At 56.2% G+C, this 21739-nt stretch carries 18 protein-coding genes and 4 tRNA genes; all 22 read right to left on the bottom strand.

Features of this window, described 5'->3' with window-relative positions; all coding sequences use genetic code 11:
- Positions 1 to 11: 11 nt before the first annotated feature.
- Entirely contained in the window at positions 12 to 647 is a 636-nt protein-coding gene (gene rplC, locus NTD88_RS23840; protein WP_095160006.1) for a 50S ribosomal protein L3, read from the bottom strand.
- 81 nt (positions 648 to 728) lie between these two features.
- The gene (gene rpsJ, locus NTD88_RS23835) at positions 729 to 1040 is read right to left on the bottom strand and encodes a 30S ribosomal protein S10 (RefSeq protein ID WP_003186070.1); all 312 of its coding nucleotides are present in this window, start codon (positions 1038 to 1040) and stop codon (positions 729 to 731) included.
- A gap of 140 nt (positions 1041 to 1180) precedes the next feature.
- Positions 1181 to 2374 (bottom strand): elongation factor Tu, encoded by a 1194-nt coding sequence (tuf, locus tag NTD88_RS23830; RefSeq protein WP_095160007.1) that lies wholly within the window; start codon positions 2372 to 2374, stop codon positions 1181 to 1183.
- A gap of 30 nt (positions 2375 to 2404) precedes the next feature.
- Positions 2405 to 4552 carry an elongation factor G gene (gene fusA / locus NTD88_RS23825; RefSeq protein ID WP_095160008.1) on the bottom strand — a complete coding sequence of 716 codons (2148 nt, stop codon included), beginning with the start codon at positions 4550 to 4552 and terminating at the stop codon, positions 2405 to 2407.
- A gap of 30 nt (positions 4553 to 4582) precedes the next feature.
- Positions 4583 to 5053 carry a 30S ribosomal protein S7 gene (gene rpsG / locus NTD88_RS23820; protein WP_008089143.1) on the bottom strand — a complete coding sequence of 157 codons (471 nt, stop codon included), beginning with the start codon at positions 5051 to 5053 and terminating at the stop codon, positions 4583 to 4585.
- 116 nt (positions 5054 to 5169) lie between these two features.
- Complete coding sequence (rpsL, locus tag NTD88_RS23815) at positions 5170 to 5541, bottom strand: 30S ribosomal protein S12 (protein ID WP_003257088.1); 372 nt, start codon at positions 5539 to 5541, stop codon at positions 5170 to 5172.
- Between the two features lie 209 nt (positions 5542 to 5750).
- Complete coding sequence (gene rpoC, locus NTD88_RS23810; protein ID WP_095160009.1) at positions 5751 to 9950, bottom strand: DNA-directed RNA polymerase subunit beta'; 4200 nt, start codon at positions 9948 to 9950, stop codon at positions 5751 to 5753.
- Positions 9951 to 10014: 64 nt separating this feature from the next.
- Positions 10015 to 14088, bottom strand: coding sequence for a DNA-directed RNA polymerase subunit beta (rpoB, locus tag NTD88_RS23805; protein ID WP_095160010.1), 4074 nt, complete (start codon positions 14086 to 14088; stop codon positions 10015 to 10017).
- A gap of 219 nt (positions 14089 to 14307) precedes the next feature.
- Entirely contained in the window at positions 14308 to 14673 is a 366-nt protein-coding gene (gene rplL, locus NTD88_RS23800) for a 50S ribosomal protein L7/L12 (protein WP_054916699.1), read from the bottom strand.
- Between the two features lie 78 nt (positions 14674 to 14751).
- Positions 14752 to 15252, bottom strand: a complete 501-nt coding sequence (rplJ, locus tag NTD88_RS23795; RefSeq protein WP_095160011.1) for a 50S ribosomal protein L10 — start codon at positions 15250 to 15252, stop codon at positions 14752 to 14754.
- Between the two features lie 200 nt (positions 15253 to 15452).
- Positions 15453 to 16148: a 50S ribosomal protein L1 gene (rplA, locus tag NTD88_RS23790; RefSeq protein ID WP_095160012.1), complete on the bottom strand. Its 696-nt coding sequence runs from the start codon at positions 16146 to 16148 to the stop codon at positions 15453 to 15455.
- Positions 16148 to 16579 carry a 50S ribosomal protein L11 gene (gene rplK, locus NTD88_RS23785; RefSeq protein ID WP_095160013.1) on the bottom strand — a complete coding sequence of 144 codons (432 nt, stop codon included), beginning with the start codon at positions 16577 to 16579 and terminating at the stop codon, positions 16148 to 16150. The genes rplA and rplK overlap by 1 nt, the downstream gene beginning before the upstream one ends.
- A 118-nt stretch (positions 16580 to 16697) precedes the next feature.
- Positions 16698 to 17231, bottom strand: a complete 534-nt coding sequence (gene nusG, locus NTD88_RS23780) for a transcription termination/antitermination protein NusG (protein ID WP_095160014.1) — start codon at positions 17229 to 17231, stop codon at positions 16698 to 16700.
- A 9-nt stretch (positions 17232 to 17240) separates the two neighbouring features.
- Entirely contained in the window at positions 17241 to 17609 is a 369-nt protein-coding gene (secE, locus tag NTD88_RS23775; protein ID WP_175653477.1) for a preprotein translocase subunit SecE, read from the bottom strand.
- Positions 17610 to 17654: 45 nt separating this feature from the next.
- Positions 17655 to 17730 (bottom strand) — tRNA-Trp (locus tag NTD88_RS23770).
- A gap of 54 nt (positions 17731 to 17784) precedes the next feature.
- Positions 17785 to 18978 carry an elongation factor Tu gene (tuf, locus tag NTD88_RS23765; RefSeq protein ID WP_175653476.1) on the bottom strand — a complete coding sequence of 398 codons (1194 nt, stop codon included), beginning with the start codon at positions 18976 to 18978 and terminating at the stop codon, positions 17785 to 17787.
- An 84-nt stretch (positions 18979 to 19062) separates the two neighbouring features.
- Positions 19063 to 19138 (bottom strand) — tRNA-Thr (locus NTD88_RS23760).
- Between the two features lie 28 nt (positions 19139 to 19166).
- Positions 19167 to 19240: transfer RNA gene (locus tag NTD88_RS23755), tRNA-Gly, on the bottom strand.
- Positions 19241 to 19263: 23 nt separating this feature from the next.
- A tRNA-Tyr gene (locus NTD88_RS23750) sits at positions 19264 to 19348 on the bottom strand.
- Between the two features lie 144 nt (positions 19349 to 19492).
- Positions 19493 to 19909, bottom strand: coding sequence for a hypothetical protein (locus NTD88_RS23745; protein WP_095160017.1), 417 nt, complete (start codon positions 19907 to 19909; stop codon positions 19493 to 19495).
- Positions 19910 to 19916: 7 nt separating this feature from the next.
- Positions 19917 to 20660 (bottom strand): pantothenate kinase, encoded by a 744-nt coding sequence (locus NTD88_RS23740; protein WP_262153969.1) that lies wholly within the window; start codon positions 20658 to 20660, stop codon positions 19917 to 19919.
- Complete coding sequence (gene birA / locus NTD88_RS23735) at positions 20650 to 21606, bottom strand: bifunctional biotin--[acetyl-CoA-carboxylase] ligase/biotin operon repressor BirA (protein ID WP_262127460.1); 957 nt, start codon at positions 21604 to 21606, stop codon at positions 20650 to 20652. Before birA ends, NTD88_RS23740 begins: the two co-directional genes overlap by 11 nt.
- Positions 21607 to 21739 lie beyond the last annotated feature (133 nt).

Below are 21739 nucleotides of genomic sequence, written 5' to 3'. Positions count from 1 at the left end.
TCAGCTTCCCCTTAACCGCGAGCCTTGGCAGCCGGACGCACAACCAAATTGCCACCAGTGGCGCCCGGAACGGCACCCTTGACCAGCAACAGATTGCGTTCAGCGTCGACGCGCACTACTTCCAGGGACTGAACGGTCACGCGCTCGGCGCCCATGTGACCGGACATTTTTTTGCCCTTGAATACACGACCAGGAGTCTGGCACTGGCCGATAGAGCCCGGGACGCGGTGGGAAACGGAGTTACCGTGGGTGTTGTCTTGACCGCGGAAGTTCCAGCGCTTGATGGTACCGGCAAAGCCTTTACCCTTGGACTGACCGGTAACATCTACCAGTTGGCCTGCAGCGAAGAGTTCAGCGTTGATCAAGTCGCCAGCCTGGTATTCGCCGTCTTCAAGACGGAATTCCCAGACACCACGACCAGCGGCAACGTTTGCTTTAGCGAAGTGGCCTGCTTGAGCAGCAGTCACACGCGAAGCACGACGCTCACCGACAGTGACTTGCACTGCACGATAGCCATCGGTTTCTTCAGTTTTGAACTGGGTGACACGATTCGGCTCGATCTCAATGACCGTGACCGGAATGGAGACACCTTCTTCGGTGAAAATGCGGGTCATACCGCACTTACGACCGACTACACCAATAGTCATGTTGTAAACCTCATGAGTGTACGGGGCTTTCACCCGCTATGGCCGCCCATTTCAGAGCGTTACACGACTAAGACCCAAGTCTTAGCCGAGGCTGATCTGCACTTCCACACCTGCTGCAAGATCAAGCTTCATAAGTGCATCAACGGTTTTATCCGTTGGCTGGACGATGTCCAGAACGCGCTTATGAGTACGGATCTCGTACTGGTCGCGCGCGTCTTTGTTGACGTGCGGGGAGACCAGAACGGTGAACCGCTCTTTACGGGTAGGCAGTGGAATTGGACCACGTACCTGAGCACCAGTACGTTTCGCGGTTTCCACGATTTCCTGGGTGGATTGGTCGATCAGGCGATGGTCAAAAGCCTTCAACCTGATACGGATTTGCTGATTTTGCATTGGATTTCAGACTCCAGGCTGCTATTCCCACCGGGCGCACTACGCCCGTTAAAAGGAGGCGTGATTCTATAGACGCCCCCATTAGGTGTCAACCCAATAAAAAAACCCCCGCTAAGCGGGGGTTTTTTCATCGATCGAAATTACTCGATGATTTTGGCTACGACGCCGGCGCCGACGGTACGACCGCCTTCACGGATAGCGAAGCGCAGACCATCTTCCATCGCGATGGTTTTGATCAGGGTAACAGTCATCTGAATGTTATCGCCTGGCATTACCATTTCAACGCCTTCTGGCAGCTCGCAGTTACCGGTCACGTCAGTAGTACGGAAGTAGAACTGTGGACGGTAGCCTTTGAAGAACGGAGTATGACGACCGCCTTCTTCCTTGCTCAGAACGTAAACTTCTGCGGTGAACTTGGTGTGCGGCTTGACCGAACCTGGCTTGACCAGAACCTGGCCGCGCTCAACGTCGTCACGCTTTGTGCCACGCAGCAGAACGCCGCAGTTCTCACCAGCACGACCTTCGTCCAGCAGCTTGCGGAACATCTCAACACCAGTACAGGTAGTAGTGGTGGTGTCACGCAGACCAACAATTTCCAGCGGATCCTGAACGCGGACGATGCCACGCTCGATACGACCGGTAACAACGGTACCACGACCCGAGATCGAGAATACGTCTTCGATTGGCATCAGGAACGGCTTGTCGATAGCACGCTCAGGCTCTGGGATGTAGCTATCCAGAGTCTCAACCAGCTTCTTGACAGCGGTGGTGCCCATTTCGTTGTCGTCTTTGCCTTCCAGCGCCATACGAGCCGAACCGATGATGATCGGAGTGTCGTCGCCTGGGAAGTCATAGGTGGACAGCAGGTCGCGAACTTCCATCTCGACCAGTTCCAGCAGCTCAGCGTCGTCTACCAGGTCAGCCTTGTTCAGGAAGACCACGATGTACGGAACGCCAACCTGACGGGACAGCAGGATGTGCTCACGGGTTTGTGGCATCGGACCATCGGCGGCCGAGCAAACCAGGATCGCGCCGTCCATCTGGGCAGCACCGGTGATCATGTTCTTCACATAGTCAGCGTGACCTGGGCAGTCAACGTGAGCGTAGTGACGAATTTTCGAGTTGTACTCAACGTGAGCGGTGTTGATGGTGATACCGCGCGCTTTCTCTTCTGGAGCCGAGTCGATCTTGTCGAACTCAACGACTGCCGAACCGAAAACTTCGGAGCAGACGCGAGTCAGAGCTGCAGTCAGAGTGGTCTTACCGTGGTCAACGTGGCCGATAGTGCCGACGTTAACGTGGGGAAGGGAACGATCAAATTTTTCTTTAGCCACGACAGTGAACCTCTTGCCTAAAGGGCTGGATTAGCCTTGTTTTTTAACGAGCGCTTCGACGATGTTCGCCGGAGCTTCGGAGTATTTGGAGAATTCCATGGAGTAGCTCGCGCGACCCTGAGACATGGAACGAACGTCGGTCGCATAACCGAACATTTCACCCAGCGGCACCTCAGCACGGATCACCTTGCCGGAGACCGAGTCTTCCATACCTTGGATCAGACCACGACGACGGTTCAGGTCACCCATCACGTCACCCATGTAGTCCTCTGGGGTTACTACTTCTACCTTCATGATCGGCTCAAGCACCTTACCGCCACCTTTGGTAGCCAGTTGCTTGGTCGCCATGGAGGCAGCCACCTTGAACGCCATCTCGTTGGAGTCGACGTCGTGGTAGGAACCATCGAACACGGCTGCCTTCAGGCCGATCAGCGGATAGCCGGCAACAATGCCGTTCTTCATCTGCTCTTCGATACCCTTCTGGATCGCCGGGATGTATTCCTTAGGAACCACACCACCTACAACTTCGTTGGTGAATTCCAGACCTTCGGTAATGTTGCCCTGAGCGTCTACTGATGGCTGCGAGAAGCGAATCCAGCAGTGACCGAACTGACCGCGACCACCGGACTGACGAACGAACTTGCCTTCGATCTCGACGTTGTCCTTGCTGATCTGCTCGCGGTACGAAACCTGCGGCTTACCAATGTTGGCCTCAACGTTGAATTCGCGCTTCATGCGGTCAACAAGGATGTCCAGGTGAAGCTCGCCCATACCGGAGATGATGGTTTGGCCGGTTTCTTCATCGGTCTTGACGCGGAACGACGGGTCTTCCTGAGCCAGCTTGCCCAGTGCGATACCCATCTTCTCCTGGTCCTGCTTGGTCTTCGGCTCAACAGCTACCGAGATCACAGGCTCCGGGAAGTCCATACGCTCAAGAATGATTGGCTTGTCGGCGTTGCACAGAGTGTCACCAGTGGTGACGTCCTTCATGCCGATCAGGGCAGCGATGTCGCCCGCCAGAACTTCCTTGATTTCTTCACGCTGGTTGGCGTGCATCTGCACCATACGACCAACGCGCTCTTTCTTGCCCTTGACCGAGTTGATCACGGAATCGCCAGACTGCAGCATGCCCGAGTAAACGCGCACGAAGGTCAGGGTACCCACGAACGGGTCAGTAGCAATCTTGAACGCCAGAGCCGAGAACGGCTGGCTGTCATCTGCATGACGCTCGTCGTAGTCAGCCTCGACCAGCTCTTCCTTTGGCTTCTCGATCAGGTCTGGGTGGATACCCTTGATCGCAGGAATCTCGGTCGGAGCAGGCAGGAAGTCGATAACAGCATCGAGAACCAGAGGAACGCCCTTGTTCTTGAAGGAAGAACCACAAACAGCCGGAACGATCTCGCTAGCCAGGGTGCGCGCACGCAGGCCTGCCTTGATCTCGTCGACGGTCAGCTCACCTTCTTCAAGGTACTTGTTCATCAGCTCTTCGTTGGCTTCGGCAGCAGCCTCAACCATGTTGGCACGCCATTCTTCAGCCAGGTCCAGCATATCGGCAGGAATTTCTTCCTCGCGATAGGTGGTGCCTTTGTCGTCGTCGTTCCAGTAGATAGCCTTCATCTTGATCAGATCGACCTGACCCTGGAAGTTCTCTTCCGAACCGATGGCCAACTGAACAGGAACCGGGGTGTGACCCAGACGGTTCTTGATCTGACCTACGACGCGCAGGAAGTCGGCACCGGCACGGTCCATTTTGTTCACGTAAACAACACGTGGAACACCGTATTTGTTGGCTTGACGCCATACGGTTTCGGACTGCGGCTCAACGCCGGAGGTACCGCAGAACACAACGACCGCACCGTCAAGTACGCGCAGCGAACGCTCAACTTCAATAGTGAAGTCAACGTGGCCAGGGGTATCGATGACGTTTACGCGATAGTTGTCGTACTGACCACGGGAACCCTGCCAGAAAGTGGTAACAGCAGCGGAGGTAATGGTAATACCCCGCTCCTGTTCCTGCACCATCCAGTCGGTGGTCGCGGCGCCATCATGCACCTCGCCCATTTTGTGGCTCAGGCCTGTGTAGAACAGGATCCGCTCGGTAGTGGTAGTTTTACCCGCATCAACGTGCGCGCAAATACCAATGTTACGGTAGCGGTTGATTGGTGTAGTACGAGCCATAAAGCCCTCGCGAAAATAGTGATGCCAGAATTAGAAGCGGTAGTGCGAGAACGCTTTGTTGGCTTCGGCCATACGGTGTACGTCTTCACGCTTCTTGACTGCAGCACCTTTGCCTTCAGCAGCATCCAGCAATTCGCCGGCCAGGCGCAGAGCCATGGACTTCTCGCCACGCTTACGGGCGTAGTCTACCAACCAGCGCATTGCCAGAGCGTTACGACGGGATGGACGAACTTCAACAGGAACCTGGTAAGTAGCACCGCCAACACGGCGCGACTTCACTTCGACCAGCGGAGCGATGGCGTCGAGAGCTTTCTCGAAGATTTCCAGGGGATCGCTGTTCTTGCGCTCTTTGACCTTGTCCAGCGCACCGTAAACGATACGCTCGGCAACGGCCTTTTTGCCGCTTTCCATCACGTGGTTCATGAACTTGGCGAGGATCTGGCTTCCGTATTTCGGATCGTCCAGAATCTCACGCTTGGCTGCTACACGACGTCTTGGCATTGATAAGCCCTCAAACGGTCTTCAGGTTAGCCCGGGACATCCACCCTCTCGAGGGTTTGCGCCCGACCTTACTCTTATCGACTCAAAAAAATGAATGAACTACTGCAAGCGACCAATTACTTCGGACGCTTGGTACCGTACTTCGAACGACCCTGGTTACGGCCTTTAACGCCCGAGGTATCCAGAGAGCCGCGAACGGTGTGGTAACGAACACCTGGCAAGTCTTTTACACGGCCGCCGCGAATCAGTACGACGCTGTGCTCTTGCAGGTTGTGGCCTTCACCGCCGATGTACGAGGAAACCTCGAAACCGTTGGTCAGACGCACACGGCATACTTTACGCAGTGCCGAGTTAGGTTTTTTCGGCGTAGTAGTGTACACACGGGTGCACACGCCACGACGTTGCGGGCAGTTCTGCAGCGCAGGTACGTCGGATTTCTCGACGGTACGCTTACGCGGCTGACGTACCAGCTGGTTGATAGTTGCCATCTACTAGCTCCACTGTTGTCTTGCGACGCTATTGTCTTGCAAGAAAGCATAAATTGGCAGGGCAGAGCCCTACCAAATTTAGGGGTACAAGAGTCTAAAGAGGATCTTGTACTCAGTCAAGACAAGGCCCCGGCTTACCGACTCCGGTCATCGGTGACAATTCATGTCACCGATGACTGAAGAAGATCCGCCGAGGCCCTGCCCTACTGTCAGTTACCGCTGGAATTCAGCGCTTCGGTCAGTGCGGCTTCCACCTCACTGGCACTTACGCGCAGCGGCTTGTCGGCATCACGGCGACGCTTGCGCTCGCTGTGGTATGCCAGACCAGTACCGGCCGGGATCAGACGACCCACGACCACGTTTTCTTTCAGGCCGCGCAGGTAATCGCGCTTACCGGTTACCGCCGCCTCGGTCAGAACCCGGGTGGTCTCCTGGAAGGAGGCCGCCGAGATGAACGATTCGGTGGACAGCGAGGCCTTGGTGATACCCAGCAGCACGCGCGAGAACTTGGACACGAACTTGTCGTCGGCAGCCAGGCGCTCGTTTTCGACCAGCACGTGAGTCAGTTCCATCTGGTCACCTTTGATGAAGGTGGAGTCACCAGACTCGCTGATCTCAACTTTACGCAGCATCTGACGCAGAATGGTCTCGATGTGCTTGTCGTTGATCTTCACGCCTTGCAGACGATAAACGTCCTGAATCTCGTTGACGATGTACTTGGCCAGCGCGCTCACACCCAGCAGACGCAGGATGTCATGCGGATCGCTCGGACCGTCGGAGATAACTTCGCCGCGGTTCACTTGTTCGCCTTCGAAGACGTTCAGGTGACGCCACTTCGGAATCAGCTCTTCGTACGGATCGGTACCGTCGTTCGGAGTGATGACCAGACGGCGCTTGCCTTTGGTCTCCTTGCCGAATGCGATGGTGCCGCTGACTTCCGCAAGAATCGAAGCTTCTTTTGGACGACGCGCTTCGAACAGGTCGGCAACACGCGGCAGACCACCGGTGATGTCACGGGTCTTCGACGTTTCTTGCGGGATACGCGCGATAACGTCACCAACACCGATCTGAGAACCGTCCGCCACACCGACCAGGGCGTTCGCCGGCAGGAAGTACTGTGCCGGTACGTCGGTACCTGGCAGCAGCAGATCCTTGCCATTGGCGTCGACCATCTTGATTGCAGGACGGATTTCCTTACCTGCAGCCGGACGGTCTTTGACGTCCAGAACCTCAATGTTGGTCAGGCCGGTCAGTTCGTCTGTCTGACGCTTGATCGTGATGCCTTCTTCCATGCCCACGAAGGTCACGGTACCTTTCATTTCGGTAACGATCGGGTGGGTGTGCGGGTCCCACTTGGCGACGATTGCGCCAGCGTCGACCTTGTCGCCTTCCTTGACCGAAATCACCGCACCGTAAGGCAGCTTGTAACGCTCACGCTCACGACCGAATTCGTCGGCAATGGCCAGCTCACCGGAACGCGACACCGCGACCAGGTTGCCATCAGCACGCTCAACCTGCTTCAGGTTATGCAGACGGACCATACCGCCGTTCTTCACTTGGACGCTGTCGGCAGCCGAGGTCCGGCTTGCAGCACCACCGATGTGGAACGTACGCATGGTCAGCTGGGTACCCGGCTCACCGATCGACTGTGCAGCGATAACGCCGACAGCTTCACCGATATTCACCTGGTGACCACGGGCCAGATCACGGCCGTAGCACTTGGCGCAGATGCCGTAACGGGTTTCGCAACTGATTGGCGAGCGGACGATTACTTCGTCGATGCTGTTCAGTTCGATGAACTCAACCCACTTCTCGTCGACCAGGGTACCGGCCGGAACGATGACGTCGTCGGTGCCGGGCTTGAACACGTCGCGGGCAATAACACGGCCCAGTACGCGCTCACCCAGTGGCTCGACCACGTCGCCGCCTTCAATGTGCGGCGTCATCAGCAGGCCCTGCTCGGTGCCGCAGTCGATCTCGGTCACGACCAGATCCTGGGCAACGTCTACCAGACGACGGGTCAGGTAACCGGAGTTCGCGGTTTTCAACGCGGTATCCGCCAGACCTTTACGAGCACCGTGAGTCGAGATGAAGTACTGGAGTACGCTCAGACCTTCACGGAAGTTCGCGGTGATCGGCGTCTCGATGATCGAGCCGTCCGGCTTGGCCATCAGACCACGCATACCCGCCAACTGACGGATCTGAGCAGCCGAACCCCGGGCACCGGAGTCAGCCATCATGTACATCGAGTTGAACGATTCCTGCTCGACTTCGTTACCTTCGCGGTCGATGACTTTCTCTTTCGAGAGGTTGGCCATCATCGCCTTGGAAACTTCATCGTTCGCCTTCGACCACAAGTCGATGACCTTGTTGTACTTCTCGCCCTGGGTAACCAGGCCGGAGGCGTACTGGCTCTCGATTTCCTTCACTTCATCAGTTGCGGTACCGATGATGCGGGCCTTCTCATCCGGGATAACGAAGTCGTTAACACCGATGGAGACGCCGGAAATGGTCGAGTAGGCAAAACCGGTGTACATCAGCTGGTCAGCGAAGATCACGGTCTCTTTCAGACCAACCACGCGGTAGCACTGGTTGATCAGCTTGGAGATCGCCTTTTTCTTCATAGGCTGGTTGACCACGTCGTACGACAGACCTGGCGGCACAACCTGGAACAGCAGCGCACGGCCGACAGTGGTGTCGACGATACGGGTGTTCTTGACGCTGCCACCATCACGGTCGTTCACGGTTTCGTTGATACGAACCTTGATCTTCGCGTGCAGGGCAGCTTCGCCGGCGCGGAATACGCGGTCGACTTCCTGCAGGTCAGCGAACACGCGACCTTCGCCCTTGGCGTTGATGGCTTCACGGGTCATGTAGTACAGACCCAGTACAACGTCCTGCGAAGGAACGATGATTGGCTCACCGTTGGCTGGCGACAGGATGTTGTTGGTCGACATCATCAGCGCGCGCGCTTCCAACTGGGCTTCCAGCGTCAGCGGCACGTGCACGGCCATTTGGTCACCGTCGAAGTCGGCGTTGTACGCGGCGCAGACCAGAGGGTGCAGCTGGATAGCCTTACCTTCGATCAGAACCGGTTCAAAGGCCTGGATACCCAGACGGTGAAGGGTCGGTGCACGGTTGAGCAGTACGGGGTGTTCGCGAATCACTTCAGCGAGAACGTCCCAGACCTCAGGCAGCTCGCGCTCGACCATCTTCTTGGCAGCCTTGATGGTGGTCGCCAGACCACGCATTTCCAGCTTGCCGAAGATGAACGGTTTGAACAGCTCCAGGGCCATTTTCTTCGGCAGACCGCACTGATGCAGACGCAGGGTCGGGCCTACGGTAATTACCGAACGACCAGAGTAGTCAACGCGCTTACCGAGCAAGTTCTGACGGAAACGACCCTGTTTACCCTTGATCATGTCAGCCAGGGATTTCAGAGGACGCTTGTTCGAACCGGTGATTGCGCGACCACGACGACCGTTGTCCAGCAGGGCGTCGACCGCTTCCTGCAGCATGCGCTTTTCGTTGCGCACGATGATGTCCGGAGCGGACAGATCGAGCAGGCGCTTCAGACGGTTGTTACGGTTGATTACGCGGCGATACAGGTCGTTCAGATCGGAAGTCGCGAAGCGACCGCCATCCAGCGGAACCAGAGGACGCAGATCTGGCGGCAGAACCGGCAGAACGGTCAGGACCATCCACTCAGGCAGGTTGCCCGAGCCTTGGAAGGCTTCCATCAGTTTCAGACGCTTGGACAGCTTCTTGATCTTGGTTTCCGAGTTGGTCTGCGGAATTTCTTCGCGCAGGCGGCCAATCTCGTGCTCCAGGTCGATAGCGTGCAGCAGCTCGCGGACAGCTTCGGCACCCATACGGGCATCGAAATCGTCACCGAACTCTTCCAGCGCTTCGAAGTACTGCTCGTCGTTCAGCAGTTGGCCTTTTTCCAGGGTGGTCATGCCCGGGTCGATAACGACATAGCTCTCGAAATAGAGAACGCGTTCGATATCACGCAGGGTCATGTCCATCAGCAGGCCGATACGGGACGGCAGGGACTTCAGGAACCAGATGTGGGCAACCGGAGAAGCCAACTCGATGTGAGCCATGCGCTCACGACGAACCTTGGCCAGCGCGACTTCAACGCCGCACTTCTCACAGATCACACCACGGTGCTTCAGGCGCTTGTACTTGCCGCACAGGCACTCGTAGTCTTTGACTGGGCCAAAGATCTTGGCGCAGAACAGGCCGTCACGCTCAGGCTTGAACGTACGGTAGTTGATGGTTTCCGGCTTTTTTACTTCACCGAACGACCACGAACGGATCATCTCAGGCGAGGCCAGTCCGATACGGATGGCGTCGAACTCTTCGACTTGACCCTGGTTTTTCAGCAAATTCAGTAGGTCTTTCAAGGCCTTTCCTCCTGGCGGAGCAGGGAGCGGGCTTTTCAGCCACGCCCCCGATTCGCGTCACGTGTTATTCGGTTTCCAGATCGATATCGATACCGAGCGAACGGATCTCTTTGATCAACACGTTGAAGGACTCGGGCATGCCCGGCTCCATACGGTGATCGCCGTCCACGATGTTTTTGTACATCTTGGTCCGGCCGTTCACGTCGTCCGACTTCACTGTGAGCATTTCTTGCAGGGTGTATGCCGCGCCGTATGCTTCCAGCGCCCACACTTCCATCTCCCCGAAACGCTGACCACCGAACTGCGCCTTACCACCCAGCGGCTGCTGGGTAACCAGGCTGTAAGAACCAGTGGAACGCGCGTGCATCTTGTCGTCCACCAAGTGGTTCAGCTTGAGCATGTACATGTAACCAACGGTCACTGGACGCTCGAACTTGTTGCCGGTACGACCGTCGAACAGCACCATCTGGCCGCTCTCTGGCATGTCAGCCAGCTTGAGCATGGCCTTGATCTCGCTCTCTTTGGCACCGTCGAAGACCGGGGTGGCCATAGGCACGCCCTTCTTCAGGTTGCCAGCAAGCTCGAGGATCTCCTGGTCGGTGAACTCTTCCAGGTTTTCCTGGCGACCGCCGATCTCGTTGTAGATCTCAGTCAGGAAGCCACGCAGTTCTGCGACCTTACGCTGCTCTTCGAGCATGCGGTTGATCTTCTCGCCCAGACCTTTGGCTGCGAGGCCCAGGTGGGTTTCGAGGATCTGACCAACGTTCATACGCGAAGGTACGCCCAGCGGGTTGAGAACCACGTCGACCGGAGTACCGTCGGCGTCGTGCGGCATGTCTTCGACCGGCATGATCACGGAGACCACACCTTTGTTACCGTGACGACCGGCCATCTTGTCGCCCGGCTGAATGCGACGACGGATTGCCAGGTAGACCTTGACGATCTTCAGCACGCCCGGAGCCAGGTCATCGCCTTGCTGCAGTTTGCGCTTCTTGTCTTCGAACTTGTCGTCCAGCAGACGGCGGCGATCAACGATGTAGGCCTGAGCTTTTTCCAGCTGTTCGTTCAGCGCATCTTCAGCCATGCGCAGTTTGAACCACTGGCCGTGCTCCAGACCGTCCAGGACTTCGTTGGTGACCACGGTGCCTTTCTTCAGGCCCGCACCACCATCGACTACCTGACCATTCAGCGCGGAACGCAGACGCTCGAAGGTCGCACCTTCAACGATACGGAACTCTTCGTTCAGGTCCTTGCGGATCTCGTCCAGCTGCATCTTCTCGATGGACAGCGCACGACTGTCGCGCTCGACGCCATCACGGGTGAAGACCTGTACGTCAATGACGGTACCCTTGGTGCCGGTCGGCACGCGCAGGGAAGTGTCTTTAACGTCGCTAGCCTTCTCACCGAAGATTGCGCGCAGCAGCTTCTCTTCCGGAGTCAGTTGAGTCTCGCCTTTTGGCGTGACTTTACCGACCAGGATGTCACCAGCGCCGACCTCGGCACCAACGTAGACGATACCGGCTTCGTCCAGCTTGTTCAGCGCAGCTTCACCGACGTTCGGGATGTCCGCGGTGATTTCCTCTGGACCAAGCTTGGTGTCACGCGCCACACAGGTCAGTTCCTGGATGTGGATCGTGGTGAAGCGGTCTTCCTGAACAACACGCTCGGACAGGCAGATGGAGTCTTCGAAGTTGAAGCCGTTCCACGCCATGAACGCGATACGCATGTTCTGACCCAGTGCCAGTTCACCCATGTCGGTGGACGGGCCGTCGGCCATGATGTCGCTGCGCTTGACCACATCACCTTTGCTGACCAGCGGACGCTGGTTGATGCAGGTGTTCTGGTTCGAGCGGGTGTACTTGGTCAGGTTGTAGATGTCGACACCAGCTTCGCCGGTTTCAACTTCGTCATCTGCAACACGAACAACGATACGGCTGGCATCAACGGAGTCGATCACGCCGCCACGACGGGCCACGACGCAAACGCCGGAGTCGCGAGCAACGTTACGCTCCATGCCGGTACCTACCAGCGGCTTGTCGGCACGCAGGGTTGGTACAGCCTGACGCTGCATGTTCGAACCCATCAACGCACGGTTGGCGTCGTCGTGCTCGAGGAACGGAATCAGCGACGCAGCAACCGAAACTACCTGCTTCGGCGAAACGTCCATCAGGGTCACATCTTCAGGTGCCTTGACGGTGAATTCGTTCAGGTGACGAACAGCTACCAGCTCATCGATCAGTTGCTTCTTCTCGTTCATCGCGGCCGAAGCCTGTGCGATGACGTGATCAGCTTCTTCGATCGCCGACAGGAACACGATCTCGTCGGTAACCACGCCCTCTTTAACCACACGGTACGGGCTTTCCAGGAAGCCGTACTGGTTGGTGCGAGCATAGGCCGCCAGGGAGTTGATCAGACCGATGTTCGGACCTTCAGGGGTCTCGATCGGGCAAACTCGACCGTAGTGAGTCGGGTGTACGTCACGGACTTCGAAGCCTGCGCGCTCACGAGTCAAACCACCAGGGCCGAGTGCGGAGACACGACGCTTGTGGGTAATCTCGGAAAGCGGGTTGTTCTGGTCCATGAACTGCGAGAGCTGGCTGGAGCCGAAGAACTCTTTGACCGCGGCTGCAACTGGCTTGGCGTTGATCAGGTCCTGAGGCATCAGGCCTTCACTTTCGGCCATCGACAGACGCTCTTTGACCGCGCGCTCAACACGCACCAGGCCAACGCGGAACTGGTTCTCGGCCATCTCGCCTACACAGCGAACACGACGGTTACCCAGGTGGTCGATGTCGTCGACGATGCCTTTGCCGTTACGGATGTCGACGAGGGTCTTCAGAACCTCGACGATATCTTCCTTGCTCAGCACGCCCGAACCTTCGATCTCGGTTCGACCGATACGACGGTTGAACTTCATGCGGCCTACGGCAGACAGGTCGTAGCGCTCGGCACTGAAGAACAGGTTGTTGAACAGGGTTTCTGCGGCGTCCTTGGTTGGCGGCTCGCCAGGACGCATCATGCGATAGATCTCGACCAGCGCTTCCAGTTGGTTGCTGGTGGAGTCGATCTTCAGGGTATCCGAGACGAACGGACCGCAGTCGATATCGTTGGTGTACAGCGTCTGGATGAGGACAACTTGAGCCTTGGCGATCTTGATCAGCAGCTCAGTGGTCAGCTCGACGTTGCACTCGGCAAGGATTTCGCCGGTAGCCGGGTGCACGATCGCCTTAGCGGTGGTGCGGCCCAGCAAGTACTCCATCGGCACTTCCAGTTGCTTGACGCCAGATTTTTCCAACTGGTTGATGTGGCGGGCAGTGATCCGACGACCTTGCTCGACAATGATCTTGCCGTTCTCGTCCTGGATGTCCATCACCGCGATTTCACCACGCAGGCGCTGAGGCACCAGCTCCAGGCTCAGCTTCTCGCCGGACACATGGAATACGTTGGTGGTGTAGAAGGCGTCCAGCACTTCTTCAGTGCTATAGCCCAGCGCACGCAGCAGCACCGAAGCCGGCAGCTTGCGGCGACGGTCGATACGGACGAACACGCAGTCTTTCGGGTCGAACTCGAAGTCCAACCACGAACCGCGGTAAGGAATGATACGAGCGGAGTACAGCAGTTTGCCGGAGCTGTGAGTCTTGCCACGGTCGTGGTCGAAGAACACACCTGGCGAGCGGTGCAACTGGGAAACGATTACACGCTCGGTACCGTTGATAACGAAGGTACCGTTCTCAGTCATCAGGGGAATTTCACCCATGTAGACTTCTTGCTCTTTGATGTCCTTGATCGCTTTGTTCGACGATTCTTTGTCGAAAATGATCAGACGGACCTTTACCCGCAGCGGAACGGCATAGGTTACGCCACGCAGTACGCATTCTTTGACATCAAAGGCCGGTTCGCCCAGACGATAGCCAACGTACTCCAGGGCAGCATTGCCGGAGTAGCTGATGATCGGGAAAACCGATTTGAAGGCCGCATGCAGGCCCACGTCGCGGAACTGATCTTTGGTCGCTCCCGCTTGCAAGAATTCACGATACGAATCCAGCTGGATGGCCAGGAGGTAAGGCACATCCATGACGTCCGGCAACTTGCTAAAGTCCTTGCGGATACGTTTTTTCTCAGTGTATGAGTAAGCCATCAGCGTTCCCCAGCTTGGTCACCTGCTTGTTTGGCCCCCCCCGGCGGGAGTAGCCAGAAAATCGTGCAAACCCCTTGGTTTGCGCCACCATCGTCGGTGGTTGCATCTCGTTATCGGCGCCGGCCTGACCGGCAGCCAATAACGGAAAAAGGCCGGTGGCAAGAGCCACCAGCCATCAGCCGTTTGCTTAACGCTTGGGCTGGAGTCGCAAAGTCGAAATTACTTAACTTCGACTTTAGCGCCTGCTTCTTCCAGCTTCTTCTTGGCGTCTTCAGCAGCTTCTTTCGAAACGCCTTCAGCTACGACTTGAGGAGCGGTGTCAACTTTCTCTTTGGCTTCTTTCAGGCCCAGACCGGTCAGTTCACGAACGGCCTTGATCACGTTGACTTTCTTCTCGCCGGCTTCAACCAGAACAACGTTGAACTCGGTTTGCTCTTCAACAACGGCAGCAGCAGCAGCTGGGCCAGCAGCGGCAACAGCAGCGGTAACGCCGAAGGTTTCTTCCATTGCTTTGATCAGCTCAACAACTTCCAGAACGGTTTTCTGGCCGATTGCTTCGATGATTTGTTCGTTAGTCAGAGACATGACTTGAATCCTGTATTGGGGTGACAGCCTACGCAGCCATCAAATTAAACGTATGATTTTGAAAGCGCTTTCGGTGCCTTAGGCAGCAGAAGCTTCTTTCTGGTCGCGAATGGCCGCCAGAGTACGAGCCAGCTTGCTGGTAGCGCCTTGAATCACGCTCATCAGCCTTGCAATGGCTTCGTCACGGGTCGGCAGCGATGCCAACACGTCGATCTCGTTTGCTGCGAGGTACTTGCCCTCGAACGCAGCTGCCTTGATCTCGAACTTGTCCTGACCCTTGGCGAACTCTTTGAACAGACGAGCAGCAGCGCCCGGGTGTTCGTTGGAGAAAGCAATCAGGGTCGGGCCGGTGAAGACGTCGTTGAGGACACTGTATTCAGTGTCAGCAACAGCACGCTTGAGCAGGGTGTTACGCACTACACGTACGTAAACGCCAGCTTCACGAGCCTCTTTACGGAGTCCGGTCATTGCGCCTACAGTCACGCCACGGGCATCAGCCACGACAGCAGACAGAGCGACTTTGGCAGCCTCGTTGACTTCAGCGACGATGGCCTTCTTGTCTTCGAGTCTAATTGCCACGGGTTTAACTCCTGCTTGTTACCGTTTCATCTGGCCGAAGCCGGATGTCGTTTTGGTGTCTGATTCGGTAAGGAACCGGGAGCACCATCTGCGTAGGCTTTTGGTTTAAGGCTTGCGCCGCCTACGGTCTTGGATAGCCCCCGCCAGGCAGGGACCCCAATTTTTTCAACGATGGGGTGATTACTCACCCCGTCGTTTCATTACGCGTCCAGCGAGCTCTGATCGATGACCAGACCTGGGCCCATAGTGGTGCTCAGGGTAACGCGCTTGACGTAGATACCTTTCGAGGAAGCTGGCTTGATACGCTTCAGATCAGCGATCAGTGCTTCAACGTTTTCCTTCAGCTTGTCAGCTTCAAAGCCGACTTTGCCAACGGAGGTGTGGATGATGCCGTTTTTGTCGGTGCGATAACGAACCTGACCAGCCTTGGCGTTTTTGACAGCGCCAGCGACGTCTGGAGTCACGGTACCAACTTTCGGGTTAGGCATCAGGCCGCGAGGACCCAGAACCTGACCCAGTTGACCTACAACACGCATTGCGTCCGGGGAAGCAATAACGACGTCATAGTTCAGGTCGCCGGCTTTCATTTCGGCAGCCAGATCGTCCATACCTACACGGTCAGCGCCTGCAGCCAAAGCGGCTTCAGCAGCAGGACCCTGGGTGAAGACAGCTACGCGGACAGTCTTGCCAGTGCCGTGAGGCAGCACGGTAGCGCTACGAACGACCTGGTCGGATTTACGCGGGTCAACACCGAGGTTGACAGCAACGTCGACGGACTCGCTGAACTTTACAGTAGAGAGTTCAGCCAGCAGCTTTGCTGCGTCTTCGAAGTTGTAGGCTTTGCCCGCTTCTACTTTAGAAGCGATCGCCTTTTGACGCTTGGTCAGCTTAGCCATTACACACCCTCCACGTTGAGGCCCATGCTGCGAGCAGAACCGGCGATGGTACGCACGGCTGCATCCAGGTCAGCAGCGGTCAGATCGGCAGACTTGGCCTTGGCGATCTCTTCCAGCTGAGCACGGGTCACAGTACCCACCTTGACGGTGTTAGGGCGCGCAGAACCGCTGGACAGGCCAGCGGCCTTTTTCAGCAGAACCGAAGCAGGGGTGCTTTTGGTTTCGAAAGTGAAGCTGCGGTCGCTGTAAACGGTAATGATTACAGGGGTCGGCAGACCTGCTTCCTGGCCCTGAGTACGGGCGTTGAAAGCCTTGCAGAACTCCATGATGTTCACGCCGTGCTGACCCAGAGCTGGACCAACGGGTGGACTTGGGTTGGCCTGGCCGGCCTTAACCTGCAGCTTGATGTAAGCCGTAATTTTCTTAGCCATGAGCTACTCCAATATCGGGTACAAGCGCCAAATGGCTCCCCGGTTTACTTGCGTTTTATCCCAGTGACGAAAAAACCCCGCAGCTCGCTGGCTGCGGGGTGTGGGATGCGTCGCTCAACTAGACCTTTTCGACCTGGCTGAACTCGAGCTCTACCGGAGTAGAGCGACCGAAAATGAGCACTGCAACCTGCAGACGGCTCTTCTCGTAGTTAACCTCTTCGACCGTACCGTTGAAATCAGCAAACGGACCGTCGACAACGCGAACCACTTCACCCGGTTCGAACAGAGTCTTCGGCTTCGGCTTGTCGCTGCCGTCAGCAACGCGACGCAGAATAGCCTCAGCTTCTTTATCTGTAATCGGGGCCGGCTTATCTGCCGTTCCACCGATGAAGCCCATGACGCGCGGGGTATCCTTGACCAAGTGCCAAGTCCCTTCGTTCATTTCCATCTGAACCAGCACGTAGCCTGGGAAGAATTTACGCTCGCTTTTGCGCTTCTGGCCATTACGCATTTCAACCACTTCTTCAGTGGGAACCAGAATCTCGCCGAAGCCTTCTTCCATACCAGCCAGCTTCACACGCTCAACCAAGGAGCGCATAACATGCTTCTCGTAGCCCGAGTAAGCATGCACAACATACCAACGCTTAGCCACAGGACACCCTTAGCCAACAATCAAGGAAATCAACCAGCCGAGCAGGGAGTCGAGCCCCCACAACAGCAGCGCCATGACCAGAACAACAGCCACTACAATAAGCGTGGTCTGCGTAGTCTCTTGGCGGGTTGGCCATACGACTTTACGAATCTCGGTGCGAGCTTCCTTAGCCAGCGCAAAGAACGACTTACCCTTCACCGTCTGCAGCGCAACGAAGGCGGCAGCAGCAGCAAGAACGAGCAGGACGATTACGCGATACAGGACTGGAGAGGCTGAGTAATACTGATTACCCACAACGCCCACGACCACCAAAGCAACAACAGCAAGCCACTTGAGCAAATCAAAACGAGAGTCTTGGGCTTCAGACTTGGAAGTCATACGGAAAGGTCCTGTGAAAAGAAAGCCAGATGCACGAGGCGAATCTGGCAGGTCAGGAGGGAATCGAACCCCCAACCTACGGTTTTGGAGACCGTCGCTCTGCCAATTGAGCTACTGACCTAAAAGCTTAATCAGGCCGACCAATATACCGGCCTGATAGAGTTAAATCAACTACTTATTCGATTACTTTAGCTACGACGCCGGCGCCGACGGTACGACCGCCTTCACGGATAGCGAAGCGCAGACCATCTTCCATCGCGATGGTTTTGATCAGGGTAACAGTCATCTGAATGTTATCGCCTGGCATTACCATTTCAACGCCTTCTGGCAGCTCGCAGTTACCGGTCACGTCAGTAGTACGGAAGTAGAACTGTGGACGGTAGCCTTTGAAGAACGGAGTATGACGACCGCCTTCTTCCTTGCTCAGAACGTAAACTTCTGCGGTGAACTTGGTGTGCGGCTTGACCGAACCTGGCTTGACCAGAACCTGGCCGCGCTCAACGTCGTCACGCTTTGTGCCACGCAGCAGAACGCCGCAGTTCTCACCAGCACGACCTTCGTCCAGCAGCTTGCGGAACATCTCAACACCAGTACAGGTAGTAGTGGTGGTGTCACGCAGACCAACAATTTCCAGCGGATCCTGAACGCGGACGATGCCACGCTCGATACGACCGGTAACAACGGTACCACGACCCGAGATCGAGAATACGTCTTCGATTGGCATCAGGAACGGCTTGTCGATAGCACGCTCAGGCTCTGGGATGTAGCTATCCAGAGTCTCAACCAGCTTCTTGACAGCGGTGGTGCCCATTTCGTTGTCGTCTTTGCCTTCCAGCGCCATACGAGCCGAACCGATGATGATCGGAGTGTCGTCGCCTGGGAAGTCATAGGTGGACAGCAGGTCGCGAACTTCCATCTCGACCAGTTCCAGCAGCTCAGCGTCGTCTACCAGGTCAGCCTTGTTCAGGAAGACCACGATGTACGGAACGCCAACCTGACGGGACAGCAGGATGTGCTCACGGGTTTGTGGCATCGGACCATCGGCGGCCGAGCAAACCAGGATCGCGCCGTCCATCTGGGCAGCACCGGTGATCATGTTCTTCACATAGTCAGCGTGACCTGGGCAGTCAACGTGAGCGTAGTGACGCACTGCCGAATCATATTCCACGTGCGCAGTGTTAATGGTGATACCACGAGCTTTCTCTTCCGGAGCGCTGTCGATCTTGTCGAACTCGACCTTGGCCGAACCGAAAACCTCGGAGCAGACACGAGTAAGCGCTGCAGTCAACGTAGTCTTGCCATGGTCAACGTGACCAATGGTGCCAACGTTAACGTGCGGCTTATTACGCTCAAACTTTTCCTTAGCCATCGACACCATCCTCTAACAGAAGAATTTAGCTGTGATACCAACCATTAAAACAAAGGCAGATATTTTCATATCTGCCTTGTTATATGGAGCTCTTGAGCGGATTTGAACCGCTGACCTCACCCTTACCAAGGGTGTGCTCTACCAACTGAGCTACAAGAGCGAAACACATGTTGCAAAAACAGCAAACTTGGAGCGGGTAGCGGGAATCGAACCCGCATCATCAGCTTGGAAGGCTGAGGTTCTACCACTAAACTATACCCGCGGAGCTTGCGGCTCTCGCTAAAATGGTGGAGGGGGAAGGATTCGAACCTTCGAAGTCGTAGACGTCAGATTTACAGTCTGATCCCTTTGGCCGCTCGGGAACCCCTCCTGAGCTTGGTTGGCATTTTCTATTTTTGCCCACCTACTGTCAAGCTTTTTCTCTTTAAAATCTTGAGGTTAGCTATTTGACAGCTACTTCGTAGGTCCGCCACTTAGTGGTTATCCCTGTGAAGCGGGCGCCATTCTATGCAAACTATTCGACGGTTGCAATACCCTCGCACTGCATTATTTTACTCTTTAAGTCTTTGAAATCGCGGGAAAGAGTCGCAACCAAGGTTTCATCCAGCAAACGCTGGCTCTCAGGCCTGATTTGAAGCCACCAACCCGGATTGTCAATTATCCTCCCCACCACTTTGCGGGATGAGATATCCAGGGCAGTCAACCGCTGCCGCAGCACCTCCAGCACTTCTGGCGTCTCCAGACCGCCGAGATACATGCACTGCTTTTCCGACTTGAGCTGCTCAGCCTCGCTCAAGAGACGAATATCCTGCTGACTGCCCTTATAAAGAGAGAGCGACTCGACCTCTTTCGCCCTAAGCGGCGCTTCCTGCTGGTGCCAGATGTAATAGAAGACGTTCAGAACCAGGAATAAAAGAAACAGCCAACGCATACGCACCTCAGTCCAACGGACAAGCAATGGCAAGCCCAACAAAGACCAGATCGGGCACGATCCGAGCCATCGGTGCCACCTGGTGCACCAGTGCCGCATCACCGCCCGTTATGAACAACGCGAAGTCATCCCCCCAAAGCCGATGCGCCTCCTGAAGCTGCGCCAGGACAAATCCCTGCAGCATCAAGGTGCAACCACGCTCGACCGCCTCTACTGTAGAACGGCCCGGCTCAAGACATTCCAGCGCCTGCTCGGCCGAGGCACCGTCGTAGCGAATTCTACGAGTATGCGTGCGTAGCTGATTTCGCATCAAAGGCATGCCCGGACAAATGAATCCACCGAGATGCTCACCTGCGGCGGTGACAAAGTCCGAGGTGACCGCCGTCCCGAGATCAATGACTACACTGGCAGTCTTGGCGAGATGATAGCCACCCAGCAGTGCGAGCCAGCGGTCGAGCCCCAGGCGCTCATAGTCCACATAACCATTCCGAACACCAGCCAGGCTTTTCGCCGGAACAGCCTTCTTGACCGTCAACCCGAATGCCGCGACTAGAGCCGACACCAGAAGCGACGTCTCCTCTTCACTACGCACACTCACCAGGCGGCAATGTTCTGGAGCCAGCCCTGCCTCGCGAACAGCGAGGAGCAAGGCTTCGTCCGAGTCAACCACGCCACCAAGGAGAACCACACCACTCCCCTGAATAACGCGCCACTTGATAAAGCTATTCCCACAATCAAGCTCAAGAATCATCGCGCAACCTCAAGCTGAGTTCACCACCACTAAAGCTCTTTTCCACACCAGCAACCTGAAGGCGCAAAGCTCCCTGGCCATCAATACCCACTACAACCCCGTCGATACTGTTCACTCCAGCAACCAGCGACACAGCCCGCCCCTGCCACAGGTGAGCCACCTCCCACTCCTCTCGCATACTGGAAAAACCCTTCTCGCGGTGCCGGGCCAAATAGCGCTCGAGGTTATCGCAAAGCAATGCAGCCAAGGTGTTTCGGTCACTCATCCGCCCCGTCTCCAGGCTGACTGACGTCCAGGCCTGATCGACTTCCGCCTCGCGCATGTTGACGTTGATCCCAATGCCAAGCACGACATGACAGACGTCAGCAGGATCACCCACCAGCTCCAGAAGGATTCCGGCTATTTTACGATCATCTACCAGTACATCGTTTGGCCACTTCAAACCAGCCGACGCAACACCAATAGATAACAACGCTTGCCTGACCGCGAGCCCCACCACCAGACTGAGCCCTTCTAACTGGCGCATACCGCCCTCTATTCGCAAAACCAGGCTGAAATAGAGGTTTTCCGCGAACGGGCTTACCCAAGAGCGGCCACGACGCCCGCGACCTGCGGTCTGCCGCTCAGCCAGCACCAGGAAGGGCGCGGCTTGCCCGGCAGCAATCAATCGCAATGCCTCGGCATTGGTCGAGTCGATTTCATCATGAATCAATACCGGCCAGCTAATTCCGGCCGACGCCTGAGCAATGCTTTCTGCATCCAGCAGCAACAAAGGTGTCGACAGCCGATAGCCCCGCCCCCGGACTTTGTAGACCGTCAGGTTCAACTCGGACTCCAGGAGCTGCAACTGTTTCCACACCGCGCTCCGACTCACCCCTAACGCCGCCCCCAAGGCTTCGCCCGAATGAAATCGACCATCTTTCAGGAGTTTTAACAACTTCAGCATGCCAATCTCGACTCACAATGAGGCAGGCATGATAGCCATGCACAAGGAGATTGCATAGAAAACAGAAGAGCACTAGATGGCGCAAAGAAGCAGCAAAGGAGATGTGTACCGGGAACAGGGCAAATAGCAGCTT

This window comes from Pseudomonas sp. 20P_3.2_Bac5 (genome assembly GCF_025466035.1).
Taxonomy (GTDB): Bacteria; Pseudomonadota; Gammaproteobacteria; order Pseudomonadales; family Pseudomonadaceae; genus Aquipseudomonas.
This window is presented reverse-complemented; position numbering and strand designations above follow the sequence as displayed.

Bases quoted from the DNA above. Each gene is read 5' to 3' on its own strand.
- rplA (WP_095160012.1), bottom strand. From the start codon at position 16,148: ATGGCTAAGCTGACCAAGCGTCAAAAGGCGATCGCTTCTAAAGTAGAA.
- rpsG (WP_008089143.1), bottom strand. From the start codon at position 5,053: ATGCCAAGACGTCGTGTAGCAGCCAAGCGTGAGATTCTGGACGATCCG.
- tuf (WP_175653476.1), bottom strand. From the start codon at position 18,978: ATGGCTAAGGAAAAGTTTGAGCGTAATAAGCCGCACGTTAACGTTGGC.
- fusA (WP_095160008.1), bottom strand. From the start codon at position 4,552: ATGGCTCGTACTACACCAATCAACCGCTACCGTAACATTGGTATTTGC.
- secE (WP_175653477.1), bottom strand. From the start codon at position 17,609: ATGACTTCCAAGTCTGAAGCCCAAGACTCTCGTTTTGATTTGCTCAAG.
- rplK (WP_095160013.1), bottom strand. From the start codon at position 16,579: ATGGCTAAGAAAATTACGGCTTACATCAAGCTGCAGGTTAAGGCCGGC.
- rpoB (WP_095160010.1), bottom strand. From the start codon at position 14,088: ATGGCTTACTCATACACTGAGAAAAAACGTATCCGCAAGGACTTTAGC.
- rpsL (WP_003257088.1), bottom strand. From the start codon at position 5,541: ATGGCAACTATCAACCAGCTGGTACGTCAGCCGCGTAAGCGTACCGTC.
- rplC (WP_095160006.1), bottom strand. From the start codon at position 647: ATGACTATTGGTGTAGTCGGTCGTAAGTGCGGTATGACCCGCATTTTC.
- NTD88_RS23740 (WP_262153969.1), bottom strand. From the start codon at position 20,660: ATGATTCTTGAGCTTGATTGTGGGAATAGCTTTATCAAGTGGCGCGTT.
- NTD88_RS23745 (WP_095160017.1), bottom strand. From the start codon at position 19,909: ATGCGTTGGCTGTTTCTTTTATTCCTGGTTCTGAACGTCTTCTATTAC.
- birA (WP_262127460.1), bottom strand. From the start codon at position 21,606: ATGCTGAAGTTGTTAAAACTCCTGAAAGATGGTCGATTTCATTCGGGC.
- rpsJ (WP_003186070.1), bottom strand. From the start codon at position 1,040: ATGCAAAATCAGCAAATCCGTATCAGGTTGAAGGCTTTTGACCATCGC.
- rplL (WP_054916699.1), bottom strand. From the start codon at position 14,673: ATGTCTCTGACTAACGAACAAATCATCGAAGCAATCGGCCAGAAAACC.